We start from the raw sequence: 15,666 nt of genomic DNA on the forward strand, positions 1-15,666 counted from the left end.
TCCCGGAAGGGGAGGGTGCGGTTGATATCGGCGTCGTGGTGGTGGACATGGCCGGAAAGGGGGCCGAGGGGCTGGTGGAAGTCACTCCGATGGTCTCTTTCATGTTCGTCTCAACTCCCGTAGTAACACGGGGTTACGGCACGGCGGAGCGCAGCACAGGAGCATTGCCTCGGCATGTGGGGCGCACGGAAGCACGGGTGGGGGCGCGCATGCGGAACGGCGACGGCCGCGGGGTAACCAGGGGAAGGGGCGGGACGACCCATGGCCGGAACAGCGGCATTGAACGGCGCTTATCGGGCATTACCCGTATGTCCCGCATTGACCCCTTGGTTGCTGGGCATCGATCACGGCGAAGGCTCTGCGGAAGGACCTCGCCGGCCCGGGACCGGGTCCGCGAGGACATGCCAGGCTCCGTGGGGCTTTCCCCGATACGCCCGGAGCGCGCCCGACGTCCCCCGGCACCCCGACAGGCGCCCGGCGAACGGCTCCAGGGGAGCCCGGTGGGGCCCGGACAACCCGGCCGCCCTGCGGCCCGCAGCGGAGGCCACGGACCGTCGACGGACAGCTGACGGCTCAGCGACGGCCCACGGGCGAATGACCACCGCGCGCCCCGCCTGCGATCTGGAGACCCATGACCCATGACCTATGACCCATGACCTAGGACGTACATGCCGCACGTGACGCGTTGGAGACTCATGACCCCTCACCCATGACTCGCCGCCGCCGTCCACCTGGCCGACCGGCTTCCGCGCCACCGGTCACCACCCACCCACATGACGTATGGCCAGAACCAGCGACCACCCAGCGGCCGTCCCAGCCACATGACCGACCAGCACACAATCGACCACCGCGATCTCCGCGGCCACCGTTCTTCCGACCACCGCTCTTCCGACCATCTCTCGACTGACCATCTCCCGACCGACGACCACTCAACTGACCAGCAGATGGCTGACCGGCCCGTCACAGGCCGGCACGTCATCGATCCGTGCACAGTGCAGATACGGCACGACCGTAGCCACAGGGGGTACGACACCATGGCCGCAAGGCCGCTCGTCGCGCGGCAGCCGAACGAACGGTTGCAGGCGCTCATCCAGGAAGCCGGGTGCTCCAACGCAGGACTGGCCCGCCGGGTCAATCTCTGCGGCGCCGAGCACGGCCTCGACCTGCGATACGACAAGACATCCGTGGCACGCTGGCTGCGCGGGCAGCAGCCGCGCGGCCGGGCCCCGGCCGTCATCGCCGAGGCGCTCGGCCGCAAGCTCGGCCGGAGCGTCACCATCGACGAGATCGGCATGGCCAACGGCAAGAACCTCGCCTCCGGTGTCGGTCTCATGTTCGCGCCGACCGTGCTCGGCGCCATCGAGCAGGTCTGCGAGCTGTGGCGCAGCGACGTGGGCCGCCGGGACTTCCTGAACGGGTCGGCGGTCGCCGCCTCCGCGCTCGTCGAGCCCAGCCGGGACTGGCTGATCTCCACCTCCGACGCCCAGGTCGCGCGTACCGCGGGGCCGCGGGTCGGGGACTCGGACGTGGCCGCGGTGCGGGCGATGACGCGCGCCCTGGTCGACCTCGACCACCAGTACGGCAGCGGGCAGGTACGCCCCGTCGTCGTGCACTACCTCAACAGCGTCGTCTCCGGACTGCTGGCCGGCTCCTATCCGGAGACGGTGGGCCGTGAGCTGTTCGCGGCGTCGGCGCGGCTCACCGAACTCGCCGGATACATGGCCGTCGACACCGGTCAGCCAGGTCTCGCCCAGCGCTACTACATCCAGGCGCTGCGACTCTCCCAGGCGGCCGGGGACCGCGGCTACGGCGGATACGTCCTGGCCGCCTCCATGAGCCACCTGGCGGCCCAACTCGGCAACCCGCGCGAGATCGCCCAACTGGCCCGCGCGGCGCAGGAGGGCACCCGCGACCGTGTCCCGCCGCGTGTGGAGGCGATGTTCTACGCGGCGGAGGCACGCGGCCATGCGCTGTTGGGCGACGCGCGCCGCACCCAGGAGGTGGCGGGCCGAGCCGTCGAAGCCATGGAGCGGGCCACGGGGCAGGAGGATGCGGACGACAACCCGGACTGGATCGAGCACTTCGACGAGGCGTATCTCGCCGACGAACTGGCGCACTGCTACCGCGACCTCGGGCAGGCCGAGGCGTCGGCCCGGTACGCCCGTCAGGCGCTGGCCGGGCACCCCGAGTCGCGTGCGCGACGGCGTGCGATCGGCTACGTGCTGCTCGCCACCGCCCATGTGCAGCAGCGCGAGATCGAACAGGCCTGCCACACCGGCCTCCAGGCCGTCGAACTGCTGAGCACCCTGCGTTCCAACCGCGGCGCCGAATACCTGGAGGACCTCCAAGAGCGCCTCGGTCCGTTCCGGGAGGAGGCGGTGGTACGCGAGTTCGGCGCCCGGTTGGAACTCCAGGCGGCGTGAGACGGGTTCCCGGCGGGCGCTTACGTGGGCCGACGACGCGGCGCGGCCTGGGGCCCCACGGCGCAGGTATGCGGACGGGGCCGTGCGGATGCGGATCGGACTGCTGGGAACGGGCCCCATACGCGGCGTTGGGGATGTGGTGCGGCGTGACGAGTGGGCCCGGTGTGTGGGCGTGACGACCGGGCCTGACACATGGGTCTGGTGACTGCGCCTGACGCGGGTGCCTGACGCGTAGGCCTGATGTGTGGGCCTGATGTGTGCGGGATGAGGCGTGCATCCCCGTGGAAGCGAGGAAGGGGTGGGGTGCGGGGCGGTGCGTGGGCGGGCCGGGCCGTCGGGCCCCGTCCGCCGGGCCCCGCCCGCCGGCGGGCCCGAGCGCCGCGGGTGCCCCGGTGATGTCGCGGGTGCCCCGGCGATGTGACGCACGCCATGGCTCGGCCCCGTGCCCCGATAGAGTTGGCCGAAAAGAGTCTGTGGACAGCGGGTATGCGTGATGAGCACCGTCCCGTTTCCACGGTCGTGCCTCGCCCCCGCGCGGGGAGGGTCTGCGCTGCGTGGCACCCGGCTCCGGGCAACCGGTAGCGTAATCCGACGGTTCGATAGTCCCCCTACGTAGGAGTCCCGGTGACGCACAGCGGACAGGGCGAGGAACCGCATCTTCCCTCGGTGCGGCAGCCGCGCGAGGGCATCGTGCTGCCCGCCGACGGGAGCGGGCCCGTGGTGCCTGGTACCGCCGGAGACCAGACGACTCCTGCGGGCGGTACGCCCTGGGGTGAGCCGTGGGGACCGGATTCCACCGCCATGCCGCCCACGGCCCCGCCCACGGCACCCGGACAGGCCTGGGGCCCGGCGTCCGGCGCGGCCGAGCAGCCGCCCGCCGCCTACGGGTATCCCCACCAGCCGATGGACGCGTTCGGGCAACAGTCGCTGGGGGGCGCGCCGCTGCCTCCGGCCGCCGGGCCGGTGCCGCTGCCCCCGGCCGCCGACCCCGTTTTCCCGCCGCCCGGTGCGCCCAACGGACCTGGCGAGGGTTTCGGACCGCACGGCGCGGGGGCTTCCGCGGGAGCGGGATACGGCTACCCCGGCGGTGCGCTGCCGCCCTCCTCGGGCCCGGGCGACGCGTCACCACACGCACCACACGCTTCGTACGGCGCGCAGCCGCACGCTCCCCAAGGCACCGGGCAGGTGCCGTCCGCCATGCCCCACCCGGGTGGCCTGCCGCCCGCGGGGCCCGGACCGTTGCCGCCCGTAGGGGCGGGGCCGCTGCCGCCCGCCGACCCGGCGGGACGCCCCGACATGACCGGCGCCCAGGGCCCCGGCGGTGCGCACGCCGGTCCGCTTCCGGGCGCCCACGGCAGCCCCGTGCCGCCGGCCGGACCTGCCGGTGACGAGGCGGCGACCCAGTACCTGCCTCCGATCGCCGGCGGCGGGCCGGGTGCCCCGTCCGGTCCCGGTGGACCGGGGGCACCCGCCGGTTCCGGTGGACCCGGTGGTCACGGCATGCCCGGTGCCCTGCCGCCCGAGCTGCCCGCGGACGCCACCCAGCAGCTGGGCAGGGTGCCGCGGCATCCGGGCGCGAACCCGCAGGGCGGTCCCGGCGTGCCTGGCGGCGCGGCCCGGCCAGGTCCGGGGGCCGACCCCGACAACCAGCCCACCCAGTACATCGCACCCGTCCCCGGCGGGCCGCAGGGCGCCCCGTACGGGGTCCGGCCCGGTGCGCCCGGGGCGCAGGGCGCCGGCGCCGGGCTGGATCCGGACGGGGGGCCGGGCAGACAGCCGCCGGCCGAGTTCGACAACCTCTTCCGCACCCAGCCTGGACCGGGCGAGGCCGCCTCGACCCAGCAGCTGCCGCGCATCGACCACCCGCAGGGCCCGGGACCGGCACCACAGGGCCCGTACGCGCCGGGGTACGGCGGCGAGTACGGCGGCCCGGGCGGGTACGCACCCGCCGGGTATGACGACGACGAGCGGCCCGCGAAGCGCAGCAAGGCGCCGTTGATCGCGGTGGGCGTCGGCATCGTGGTGCTCGGCGTCGGCGTGGGCGCGCTGCTCAGCACCAGCGGTGGCGACAAGCCCCACGACGACGCGCGGGGCGCCACGACCGCCCCCGCCGACACCGGATCGCCCAGCGCCGACCCCGCCGAGGCGCAGGCCACCCAGCTCGACAAGCTCCTCGCGGACAGCAACAACAGCCGTGACGCGGTGATCAACGCGGTCGCCAACGTCAAGGCGTGCAAGAACCTCGGCCAGTCCGCCACCGACCTGCGCAACGCGGCCAAGCAGCGCAACGGGCTCGTCACCCGGCTCTCCGGGGTCGCCGTCGACCAGCTGCCCGACCACGACAAGCTCACCTCAGCGCTCAACGACGCCTGGCACGCGTCCGCCTCCGCCGACAACCACTACGCGGCCTGGGCCGACCAGATCGCCGGCAACAAGAAGGCCTGCCACAAGGGGCATGCGCGCAACACGGCGCAGGCGGGGGCCGGAAACAAGGCGAGCGGAGAGGCAACGGAGGCCAAGGGCCGTGCGGCGGACCTGTGGAACGTGATCGCCAACAAGTACGGGCTCACCACTCGGGACAAGTCCCAGCTCTAGGTCAACGGGGCACTCTGGTACTCGGGGTACGTCCTGCTCCAGCTCAACCCGGGGTCGCCGGGCGGGGTTGGCGCCGGTGTGCGCCGGCGGGTCGTCACGAGTCCGCGCTCTCCAGCGTGGCGGACACGTTGACGAACCCTTCTCGCTCGGCCACCAGCCGGCCGCCCTTGACCTGCTGGAAGGTGACGTCCGTGTTGATCGCGCGCGGGTAGTCCTCGGCGGCCAGCAGGTCTTCGAAGCGCCAGCTCAGGGTGGGGGTCAGACCGTCGGTGCCGACGCGGAGGCCGTTGTCGAAGGCATGCCGCAGGGAGTTGCCGGTGACGGGCTGGTCGCCGAGTGACTCGACCGCCTTGCGGAGCACCGTGTAGGCGATCCACGTGGTCTGCACGCCCGCGTCGGACGGGTCGATGCGGTTGTCCCCGAAGGCGTGGGTACGGATGACCCGGCGCATCGTGTGCCACTTCGCATCGGTGGCCACGGGGTACCAGCCGGTGATGTACGCGCCCTCGTACGGGCTGTGCGCGCCCCCGGTGCGGTCCAGCACGGACTGGTCGACGCTGCCGAGCACCGAACCGACCCTGACCTTCGGGTACGAGTCGCGGGTGCGGCGGAAGGAGTCGAAGAACGTGTCCGTGCGGTCGCCGAGTGCGACCGACACGCAACCGCCGTCCGCGACACCGCCGTCGGTCGCCCGGGACAGCGACTGGCCGGCCATGGCGGAGTACTCGTTGGCGTCCTCCGGGACCCGGATGTCGGCCGCCGGGTCATGCCGCTTGGCGCGCAGGCCGGCGTCGAGCAGCGGCGGGAGGCTGTCGCCCGCGATGGTGTCGGGGCGCACCAGCGCCACCTTGGAGCAGCCGGAGCCGAGCTGGTGGCCGTTGCCCGCGAGCAGCGCCGGCTGGCCCCCGTTGACGGGGTAGGACACCGAGCTGGAGAACTCCTCGTCGGTGAGGCCGAAGCCGCCGATGTACGGGATGCCGGCGCCCTCCAACGGCGGGATGAAGGAGTTGCCGTACTGGCTGTAGGAGCCGACGACCGCGACTACCTTCTCCTTGACGGCGCGGCGGGCACAGGCGGCCGCGCCCGCCGAGGAGTTGTGGTCGTTGCAGGTGAGCACCGTGAGGGGGTGGTCGCCGAGGCCGCCTTCGGAGTCGGCCCAGCGGGCGTAGGCACGGGCCAGCGCGGGCATGCCGGGCTTGTTGGTGGCCGTGGTGTTCTCCGGGGCCCAGGTCATGACCTTGATCGGCGCTTCGGAGCCGCGGTCCCCGGGCAGTGCTCCGCACGCCGCGGTGAGCGCCGCGCACAACGCCAGCGCCGCGCCGGTGCGCAGGGGGCGTAGCGCTGGTGTGCCCGTGCGCCGTGGGAGGCGGGAAAGAGCGGAAAGGAGGGAGGAGCGCCTGCTTCGCCGACCGGTCATGGAACCGCACGATGGCCCCGTCCAGATAATCGGCGCCGGCGACCCGGGTAACGGAAAGTGACAGCAGGGTGAAGACCAGGTGCGACGTTCGGGCGTTCCCGCGGCGTCGGATGGCCGTTCCCGCGGCGTCGGCCGGGCTTTTCCGCGGCGTCGGCCGGGCTTTTCCGGGGTGCCGGACGGGCTTTTTCGGAGCGTACGTATGATCACACACCGTGCAGACTTCCGAGAAGCCTTCCCGTCACCGCCGTGGCTCCTTCACCATGGACGGCATGCCCGTGAACGACATGCCGTGGTGGCGCTGGCGCAGCAATGTGCGCTCGGCGCTGCACATGCTCTCCGATCCGAGGTTCCAGCATGAGTGCTGGCTCAGTGGCCGCGCCGAGTACGGCGACGTCACCGACGCCGTCTACCGCCTCGTCGAGGACACCTGGCTGGACAACTGGTCCGCTGAGAAGTACGTGGGGACGATCTTCCGCGACTCCCAGGAGGCTTCGCTGGTCGACGTGGCCGTGCTGAGGGTGCTCCGGATCATGCACCAGGTGGGACCTGACGCGCCCGTCTCGGCGTATCTGGAGCACCACGCCTGGCCCGAGGCGGTGCGGGCCGCGCGGGATGCGCATGTGCGCCTGGCCACCAGCGACGGCGATGATCCCGACGAGATGCCGAAGTCGCTTGAAGTGCTTCAGATCATGACCCGGTCCGCCTGAGTCCCTGCGGCCGGGCCTGCCCGCTGTGCCGGATGTGCGATTCTTGCGGACATGAGCGAGCAGCCCGACCGTGACACCGCGCGCCCCGCGCCCGCCGAGCAGTACGTGCTGACCCTGTCCTGCCCGGACAAAAAGGGCATCGTGCACGCCGTGTCGAGCTACCTGTTCATGACCGGGTGCAACATCGTGGACAGCCAGCAGTTCGGCGACGACGACACGGGGCTGTTCTTCATGCGGGTGCACTTCTCCGCCGAGGAGCCCGTGACCGTGGAGAAGCTGCGGGCCAGTTTCGCGGCGGTCGGCGACTCGTTCCACATGGACTGGCAGATCCACCGGGCCGGCCAGAAGATGCGGATCGTGCTGCTGGTGTCCAAGTTCGGGCACTGCCTGAACGACCTGCTGTTCCGGGCCAGGACCGGAGCGCTTCCGGTGGAGATCGCGGCCGTGGTCTCCAACCACACCGACTTCGCGGAGCTGGTCGGCTCCTACAACGTTCCGTTCCGCCACATTCCGGTCACCGCGGACAACAAGGCGGAGGCCGAGGCCGAGCTGCTCGAACTGGTCCGCACGGAGCAGGTGGAGCTGGTCGTGCTCGCGCGCTACATGCAGGTGCTCTCCGACGATCTCTGCAAGCAGCTCAGCGGCCGGATCATAAACATCCACCACTCCTTCCTGCCGAGCTTCAAGGGCGCCAAGCCCTACCACCAGGCCCATGCGCGCGGGGTGAAGCTGATCGGTGCCACGGCCCACTACGTGACGGCCGACCTCGACGAGGGGCCGATCATCGAGCAGGAGGTCGAGCGCGTCGGGCACGGCGTCACCCCGAAGCAACTGGTCGCCATCGGGCGCGACGTGGAGTGCCAGGCGCTCGCCCGCGCGGTCGCCTGGCACGCGGAGCACCGGATCCTGCTCAACGGGCGCCGGACCGTGGTGTTCGCGTAAGCGCGCTCACACCCCGCGCCGGCTCACATCCGACGACCCGCGCCGGCTCGCATCCCGCTCACATCCGGCTCAGGGACGCCGTGGCGACCAGGAAGGCCGTGACGGCGTCCCGGTTGCCGGTGCTGCCCGCTGTCGCCTCCTCCGGAGTGACATGGCCGGCGGCCAGCCGGCAGAACTCGAAGCCGTCCAGTGCGACATGGGCGACCTCGCGGGCGTGCTGGCACGCGTCCGATCCCGCCGCATGGCCGTCCAGTGAGATCAGCCACTCGCCACCGCCCGCCCCCTCGATCTCCAACCGCAGAACCCGGCCGGGATCGTCCACCGCATGCCCCTGGGGCGCGAACGGCGGAATCGGAGTCCTCGGTGCGCCGGCGCGGTGGTGCCCGGCGAGCGCGTCCGGCAGCCGGCGCGCCGTGAGGTCGATGATGCGGCGCAGATGGCGCGGCACGGGCGGGCCGTACGGGTAGTCGACCGCGGCCGCGATGTCGCTGGCGTGGATCCAGCACTCGAAGGCCCGCTCCACCAGGGCGTCACACAACGGCAGGGTGAAGTCGCCGTACGGAACGGGCACCGCGGAGACCTCGTCGCCCGCGCCGCCGCCGGCCGCGAACGCCGCCGTGCGGACGAGGCGGTGGCTCTGGTCGCGCCACGGGGTGCGGATGGCGATGGTCGGCGGCAGGTGCGAGGTGCGCCAGTACGCCTCCGTGCGCTGCACGGGATCCAGGCCGGGCGCGACGCCGGCGCCCAGCGGGTCGTCCAGGCCGAGGGCGACGGCGACCAGGCCGTCCACGCTCAGCAGGTGGCCGAGGACCGCGGCGACGGTCGTCCGGCGGCTGATCGCGCGGTCGTACGCGTACCAGCGCAGCCGTACCGGCGCATGCCACTCCGGGGCGCCGATGTCCTGGAGCAGCGCGTCGAGCCGGGCGGTCTCCGCGTCGTACGGCGTGGCCCAACCGGGCACCGGTATGCGCGGCGGCCGGCGCGCCAGGCTCGTCTCCAGGACGCGGGCGCGCAGCGCCGGATCGAGGTCGAGGCTCTCCGCGGGATGCAGCAGGCCGACCGCCTCCCGCAGCATCACCGCCTCTTCGGCGCAGGCCCCGCAGCCGCCGAGGTGGTGCTCCACCGCCGCCGCCTCCTCCGCCGAGCAGGCGGCCAGCGCCCACGCGCCGAGCAGCGCCTTCAGGGCACGGTGCGACCGCACGGTGGGCGCGGGACGGGCCTCGGCCGCCGGCGCCGGGGCGGGAGCGGGGGCGTGGTGCGGGGCGTGGTCCGGCTGGGCGGGCTGTCCGGACCGGGTGGGCCGCTCGGGCCCCGGCCCCGAGGTGTGGTCCGGTCTACCGGGCGGTACGGGGTGGCGGCCTCCGGGGTGGTCGGGGTTGCTCACATCGGTCTCCCGTGGCCGTGTCCGGAGGGCGCGTCCGGCGTGGAGGGGGTGGTGTCGGGGGCGGACGGCGCGGTGGGACCCGCGCCCGCGGACGGTGGGGTGGGGCCCGCGCCGTGCGCCGTGGCGATCAGCCGTAGGCCGAGCCGGAGGCGCTGGTGGGTCTCCGCCTCGCTGATGCCCAGGTCGGCGGCGGCCTGCCGGCAGTCACGGCGCTCGAAGTACGCCAGGTCGAGCGCGGCGCGCAACGGCGCCGGCATCGAGGTCACGAGACGGTCGGCGCGCGCCGCCGTCGAGGCCCTGCGCACGGTGCGCTCCAGCTCCGCCGCGCCGTCCGGGTCGTCCGCGCCCACGGCGCCGTACGGGTCCCGCCGGCCGCCGGCCGGCACCGCGCCGCCGGCGCTGCGCACCCGCTGCACCGCGAGGTGATGGGTGAGCTCGGCGAGCCAGTAGCGCAACGGGCCCAGCGCGGGGTCGTACTCCTCCGGGTGCGCCCAGAGGTGGCCGAAGACCTCGCTGGTGATCCGGCCGGCGGCCGCCTCGTCGGCGAGTACGTGATGGGCGAGTCCGTGTACGAGCGAGGCGAAACGGTCGTACGCCTCCCCGAGCGCAGCGGCCTCCCCGGCCACCAGGCGCCGGTGCAGTGTCCGATCCCACAGTGGCGGTGCGTTTTGCGCCATGCGACTTCCCCGACTCGTTGTGTCCGGCGCCTGATCGCCGGCGTACTCGTGGTCTGGTCGGTGCCCCGCCCGCTCTCTGCTGTGCTCCCCGCCGAGCTCCATTTGCCCGTGTCCCGCGCTTCCGTCTGCTCTGCACCGGCCGTGTGCCATGCCTCACCGGAGAGGTGCACGGACGGTGTTGCCGTCCCTCTGAAATGTAGTCGCCGGGGCCGAAAATGGACGCCCCTTTGCGGCAATGCACGCCCGAGCACGGGCCGCAGGTGGTAAGGGGCACGTCACCGTCTGTGCGTCATCCTGTCTGTTTTCATTGTGTTTTCATTGCATTGGCGCCCTAGTGTGACTCTGTATGGTCCGTTGATGATTTATCCGTGCCGAAACAAGACCGCGGATGTTCGAGACATCTGTCGTGGGATCCCCGTACGGGTGTTTCGTGGTTCGACACCGTGGGCAGCCGCGGAGTTGGAAGCGTAGGAGTTGCTTCCGGATGACGAGCGAAAGGCTGTGTGGGGCGTGGCGCTCAAGATGACCCAGGACGCGCAGGGCGGGTGGGCCGTGCTGCGGGTGTCGGGTGAGATGGACCTGGTGACGTCCCCCTTGCTGCGCGAGCGGGTGCACGAGGCGGTGGCCGAAGGTCGGCACAGCCTCGTCCTCGACCTGTCCGGTGTGCAGTTCTGCGACTCCAGCGGCGTCGGTGTGCTGGTGGCCACGCGCCGTCTGATGCGCTCCTGCCGCGGTCGACTGCGCGTCGTGCTGCCGGCGCACGGCGCCGAGGACGGCTCGCACGTCAACCGCGTGCTCTCCGCGCTCGGCGTGCGCCGCCTGTTCGAAACCTACGCGGATGTGGCGGACGCCACCGACGATACGGCCGAGCCGCTCTCCGCATGACGCTCGGTCTCCGTACGCCCCCCGGTGCGCCGTCTGCTGCGCCCCACGCGCGTATCGGAACTCCCTTCCATACGCAAGAGGCATACGTGCGCCACGGCGTGACGACGTACTCTCCCGTCACAAGGACGTAGGCTCCGCGTCAGCCGGGAGTCACGCCCAGGCCCTTGAGGCGCTGGATTCCTTCCGGCCCCCGAGGCGCCGGGCGGGACACCTCCCGGGTCGTCGAGCACGAGGGAGTCCCGCAGATGCATCCACCGGATATGTGAGGCGGCCCACACGACATGTCCAGTCCCGAGTACGAGCGCAGGATCGCCAGCCGATTCGCCGGCTTCGACCAGGACGGCAACGGCTACATCGACCGCGAGGACTTCAGCGCCGCGGCACGGGCGCTGCTCGCCGAATTCGGCACCACGGCCCGTTCGGACAAGGGGCAGGCCCTCTTCATAGGGGCCGAGGCGTTCTGGCAGGGCATGGCCGGCATCGCCGACCGGGACGGCGACCAGCGCATCACCCGCGACGAGTTCGTCGGCGGCGCGGTCAAGCGGCTGCATGACAACCCCGACCGGTTCGCCGCCATCGCCCGGCCCTTCCTGCACGCCGCACTGGCCATCGCGGACGCCGATGGCGACGGCGCGGTCTCCGTCCCCGAGGTCGGACGCGTCCTGCGGGTGCTGGGCGTGAGCCCGACCGTGGCCGAGGTCGCCGCCGCTGCCCTCGACGGGGACGGCGACGGCAGGATCGCGGAGGACGAGATCGTGTCCGCGTTCGCGCAGTACTTCACGGTGCCGGAGTAGCCCCGACGCACCCCGCCACGACCGGTCGGGCCCGGCCCGATACGGATCGATCCGGCCCGATCCGGCTCGGTTCCGTACGGGCGCCGGACAACGGCACCGTGGTGACGGAGCGTAGCCGATTACGCTTACGGAGCGTTGATGTCGACGTGTGTCGGACGCGTGCGTGGTCACGGCATGGAGTCGGCGGTGTACTCCGGTACCTTGAGTGCCATGCGAGTGGTTCGCCGCCCGAGGATCGCCGGAGCCGCCCTTGCGGTGGCCCCGAAATCGGGCATGTGTGCCGCTCAGAGCGCAGGGCGATGTGTCGCGCCGGCGTGTTCGACTCCCCGCGGTGCGCGTCGCACAGTATGCCGCACGCGTACTCCTTCGCGCTGGAATATGCCCGAAGCGCTTGTTGGGGTGACTGTACGTCAACCATGCTGTCTCTCAAGGGGATCACGTTCCGTGATCCTTGTTGCTCATCGGAGGCGCGAGGCGATGTTCTCCCCGGGGGTGTTCATCAGGCACTGGGGGAGCCCGAAGTGTCTGGGGAGCGTCCCTGAGGGGAGCTTGACGAGCCCGGGGGGCAGCCCCGGGCCGGTTCGGATGGTGTGAGCAGTGCAGGTGCTTCAAGTACAGCTGGAGGTCCGGCCCGATCCCGCCGAGGTGGGACGGGCAAGAAGATGGGCGCGTTCCCGGCTGGCCGGCTCCGGTATAGCGGCCGACGAGCCGATCGCGGAGACGCTGGTCCTGATCGTCTCCGAGCTCGTCACCAACGCCGTGGTACACACCGGCTGTCCGGCCGTGCTGCGGATCCTGCTGCGCGGTACGCCGAACGCCGCGCCGGAGACGGACCCCGCCGCCGGATCGGACGGCGCCGCCCCGCCCCGGGGCCGTGGCACGCCGGGCGGCGACGCGTGCGGTGGGCGCGGTACGGGCGAGCCGAAAGGATCCGGCGGCCCGGAACTCGTCGTCGGATCCGTGCGGATCGAGGTCGCCGACAACTGCGCCCGACCGCCGCGCCCGCGGCACGTCGACGACGACGCGACCGGCGGCCGGGGCCTCGCCCTCGTCGACGGCCTCGCGGACCGCTGGGGCTGGGAGCCGTCCGGCGCCGGCAAGCGGATCTGGTGCGAGCTCGACCGCGGCCCGGCACGGTCCGCACGACCCTCGGGGACGCCCGAGCGCGGTGCCGCGTACGGCGGCAGCGCGCTGCTGGCGTTCGAGTGCGCCTGAGCGGCGCCGGCGCACCCGACGCCGCCTCACCCGCACCGGCGGCTCGGCGTGTTGGCGGCGGGCGGCGGCTCGTCCGGGCGCGGCATCACTCCGAGGGGAGCCGCCGCACCAGCGTCGCCAGCTCCGCGTCCGACAGCGGGATGGCGAACGTGTCGGCGAGCAGGCCGGGCAGTTCGTCGTCCGTGATCGCCCGCTGCTTCTCCGTGCCGTCGGGGCTGCTGGTCTGAAGGGTCCGGCCCAGTAGCCGGATGCGCTGGTCGGGCAGGCGCCGCATGGCCACCGGGCGGCCGACGAAGGGTGACGAGGGGTGCGTGGAGGTGAAGTAGTTGGCCATCACCACGTCCGAGGCGTGCTGCGGCTCGGGGGAGAAGCCGTAGAGCGTCGACCAGTCGCCGGTGCCCCGCTCCTGGAGCCCCCGGGCGCCGTCCTCGAGCGTGACGAGCCGGTAGGCCCAGCCGTCCTGGGGGTGCTCGTCCCCGTCCCAGGGCAGCGGCGCCAGCAGCCCGGAGCCGAAGCCGACGTCGGCGAGCCGCTCCCCGTCGTCGGCCCGCACGTGCAGCGTCATATGGGTACGGGCGCGCGGGCGTTCGGGGTGATGGCCGACGCGCGCCAGCAGACGCCGGACGCGGAAACCCAGTTGCTCCAGCGCTGCGGCGAACAGCACCCCGTGCTCGTAGCAGTAGCCGCCGCGGCGACCATGGACCAGCTTGCGGGCCACGCCGTCGATGTCGACGCGTATCTCGCGGCCGAGCACCAGGTCGAAGTTCTCGAACGGGACCGAGGCGACATGCGCCCGGTGCAGCCGGTCGAGGGTCGCCGTCGTGGGAGGGCCGCCTCCTTCGCCGATCCTGGCGAGGTAGGCCGCCAGATCCAGGCGGTCGCTCTGCCACTCGTCCCCGTCGACCTCGTTGATCCCGGCCATGCTGCCCGTTCCGTCCGTTCCCTCTGGCCCGTCCCGTCGCGCCCGTCACTGCGGGGCAGTCTCTCCACGGTAGTCCACGGCTCAAGCCCGCGGCCGGGGAAGCGCGGTGCCTCCGGAGGGCCCGGGGCCGTCAGCCACCCGTGTCCCTCCTGTCCCATGGGTGAGCTGGTGTGCGAGCGGGAAGGTGGTGCGCGTCACTAATCCTTAATCGGGTGTTGACGCCGCGTGTCCGTTTGATCACGCTTGTGGTCAGCGATTCGCCGCGAGGGGACGCCGAGGGCCGATGGGCACGCGCTCGGCGAGTGCGGGTCGTCCTGTGGCGTCGGCCTCCACGGTCAGGGCCTTGGAGCCGGTGCGCCCCGTTGAAGGACGCGGGGAACTGATCCCCCACTGCCCTGAACGGGCGTGGGTGGGGGCGCCTCCCACACCATCAGGGCAGTGGGGGAGTACCCCCCATGGCTTCGCGGCGGTGGGGAGCGCGCAATCACGCACCGGCAGGTTTCGTGTGGTCGGTCGGGCAGTTCCCCGCGTTCCTCGGGCGGAAGGTGTGGCGGTAGGCGGTGGGGGTGACCCCGAGGGTGGTCTGAAGGTGCTGCCGCATCGACTGCGCGGTGCCGAAACCGGAGTCGGCGGCCACCCGGTCGATGGGCAGGTCGGTCGACTCCAGTAGCTGGCGGGCCCGTTCGACGCGCTGCTGCGTCAGCCACTGTCCCGGGCTCACGCCCGTCTCGTCGCGGAACCGGCGCGTGAAGGTCCGTACCGACATGGCCTCCTGCTCGGCCAGGTCCCGCAGTTGGAGCGGCTCGTGGAGGCGCTCCAGGGCCCAGGCGCGTGCCGTCGCCGTGGTCGCCTGCCGTGGCTCGGGCAGCGGTCGCCGGATGTACTGCGCCTGCCCGCCGTCGCGGTGCGGTGGGACGACGGTGTGGCGTGCCACCTCGTTGGCGACGGCGCTGCCGTGGTCACGGCGCACCAGATGCAGGCACAGATCGATGCCGGCCGCCACCCCCGCCGAGGTGAGCACGTCGCCGTCGTCGATGAAGAGCACGTCCGCATCGACCCTGACCCTCGGGAAGAGCCGCTGGAAGTGCTCCGCCGACGACCAGTGGGTGGTGGCCGGTCGGCCGTCGAGGTAGCCGGCGGCGGCCAGCACGTAGCTGCCGGTGCAGATGGAGACCAGCCTGGTGCCTGGGGTGATGTGCGCGAGCGCGGCGGCCAACTCCGGGGTCAGCCTGCCCTCCTCGAAGACCGGGCCCAGCTCGTACGAGGTGGGCACCACGACGGTGTCGGCGGCGGCCAGCGCCTCGGGCCCGTGCTCCACCAGGACCGCGAAGTCGGCGTCCGTGCGGACCGGGCCCGGCGGCCGGACGGAGCAGGTCGTGACGGAGTACAGGCGCCGGCCGGCGGCGTCCGCCGCCTTGCCGAAGATGCGCTGCGGAATGCCCAGCTCGAAGGGGAGCAGACCGTCGAGGGCCAGCACGACGACACGGTGCCGGCGCACCGGCGGGGTCGGCGCCGGCGCGCCCGGAGCGATCGCCTGGGCGTGTGTCGCTTCGGCGCGTGCCGCTTGGGCGTGCGTCGCTTGGGCGTGCGTCGTCTCGGCCCGGTGTGGCCCGGCGCCGTTTCCGGCGTGCCCGGTCTCCGGAGGGTGTGCAGTCCTGGCAACCATGGCCCGATCCTAGACAATGCTGTCCCTCGGGCCACTCGT

The 15,666-nt window shown here is 72.5% G+C and carries 12 protein-coding genes; 7 read left to right on the forward strand and 5 right to left on the reverse strand.

Annotated elements, in window-relative coordinates:
* The first annotated feature begins 1,034 nt into the window (after window positions 1-1,034).
* The gene (locus NQO67_RS12990) at window positions 1,035-2,423 is read left to right on the forward strand and encodes an NsdA family TPR-like regulatory protein (protein WP_255950061.1); all 1,389 of its coding nucleotides are present in this window, start codon (window positions 1,035-1,037) and stop codon (window positions 2,421-2,423) included.
* A 624-nt stretch (window positions 2,424-3,047) separates the two neighbouring features.
* On the forward strand, window positions 3,048-5,018 hold the full coding sequence (locus tag NQO67_RS12995; RefSeq protein WP_255950062.1) for a hypothetical protein: 1,971 nt from the start codon (window positions 3,048-3,050) through the stop codon (window positions 5,016-5,018).
* A gap of 94 nt (window positions 5,019-5,112) precedes the next feature.
* Here NQO67_RS12995 and NQO67_RS13000 read toward each other — a convergent pair whose 3' ends face one another.
* Window positions 5,113-6,435 (reverse strand): ABC transporter substrate-binding protein, encoded by a 1,323-nt coding sequence (locus NQO67_RS13000; RefSeq protein WP_255950063.1) that lies wholly within the window; start codon window positions 6,433-6,435, stop codon window positions 5,113-5,115.
* A 260-nt stretch (window positions 6,436-6,695) separates the two neighbouring features.
* Here NQO67_RS13000 and NQO67_RS13005 point away from each other — a divergent pair, with 260 nt between their 5' ends.
* Both NQO67_RS13005 and purU read left to right on the forward strand, forming a co-directional pair.
* Window positions 6,696-7,142, forward strand: coding sequence for an SCO4402 family protein (locus NQO67_RS13005; protein ID WP_255950376.1), 447 nt, complete (start codon window positions 6,696-6,698; stop codon window positions 7,140-7,142).
* Window positions 7,143-7,193: 51 nt separating this feature from the next.
* On the forward strand, window positions 7,194-8,084 hold the full coding sequence (gene purU / locus NQO67_RS13010) for a formyltetrahydrofolate deformylase (RefSeq protein ID WP_255950064.1): 891 nt from the start codon (window positions 7,194-7,196) through the stop codon (window positions 8,082-8,084).
* 58 nt (window positions 8,085-8,142) lie between these two features.
* Here the strand turns inward: purU and NQO67_RS13015 are convergent, their stop codons facing one another.
* Together NQO67_RS13015 and NQO67_RS13020 are read right to left on the reverse strand one after the other, a co-directional pair.
* Window positions 8,143-9,468, reverse strand: a complete 1,326-nt coding sequence (locus tag NQO67_RS13015) for a zf-HC2 domain-containing protein (RefSeq protein WP_255950065.1) — start codon at window positions 9,466-9,468, stop codon at window positions 8,143-8,145.
* Window positions 9,465-10,145 carry an RNA polymerase sigma factor gene (locus NQO67_RS13020; protein ID WP_255950066.1) on the reverse strand — a complete coding sequence of 227 codons (681 nt, stop codon included), beginning with the start codon at window positions 10,143-10,145 and terminating at the stop codon, window positions 9,465-9,467. The genes NQO67_RS13015 and NQO67_RS13020 overlap by 4 nt, the downstream gene beginning before the upstream one ends.
* 522 nt (window positions 10,146-10,667) lie before the next feature.
* Here NQO67_RS13020 and NQO67_RS13025 point away from each other — a divergent pair.
* The 3 genes from NQO67_RS13025 to NQO67_RS13035 all read left to right on the forward strand — a co-directional run bounded on the left by NQO67_RS13025 (window position 10,668) and on the right by NQO67_RS13035 (window position 13,039).
* Window positions 10,668-11,030 (forward strand): STAS domain-containing protein, encoded by a 363-nt coding sequence (locus NQO67_RS13025; protein ID WP_255950377.1) that lies wholly within the window; start codon window positions 10,668-10,670, stop codon window positions 11,028-11,030.
* A gap of 281 nt (window positions 11,031-11,311) precedes the next feature.
* Window positions 11,312-11,824, forward strand: a complete 513-nt coding sequence (locus tag NQO67_RS13030) for an EF-hand domain-containing protein (RefSeq protein WP_255950067.1) — start codon at window positions 11,312-11,314, stop codon at window positions 11,822-11,824.
* 597 nt (window positions 11,825-12,421) lie between these two features.
* Entirely contained in the window at window positions 12,422-13,039 is a 618-nt protein-coding gene (locus tag NQO67_RS13035) for an ATP-binding protein (protein ID WP_255950068.1), read from the forward strand.
* 85 nt (window positions 13,040-13,124) lie between these two features.
* Here the strand turns inward: NQO67_RS13035 and NQO67_RS13040 are convergent, their stop codons facing one another.
* Both NQO67_RS13040 and NQO67_RS13045 read right to left on the reverse strand, forming a co-directional pair.
* A complete protein-coding gene (locus tag NQO67_RS13040) occupies window positions 13,125-13,961 on the reverse strand; it encodes an arylamine N-acetyltransferase family protein (protein WP_255950069.1) in 837 nt (278 codons plus the stop codon).
* 484 nt (window positions 13,962-14,445) lie between these two features.
* A complete protein-coding gene (locus NQO67_RS13045) occupies window positions 14,446-15,627 on the reverse strand; it encodes a GlxA family transcriptional regulator (RefSeq protein WP_255950070.1) in 1,182 nt (393 codons plus the stop codon).
* Window positions 15,628-15,666: the final 39 nt, after the last annotated feature.

The organism is Streptomyces odontomachi, assembly GCF_024435355.1.
Classification (GTDB): domain Bacteria; phylum Actinomycetota; class Actinomycetes; order Streptomycetales; family Streptomycetaceae; genus Streptomyces; species Streptomyces odontomachi.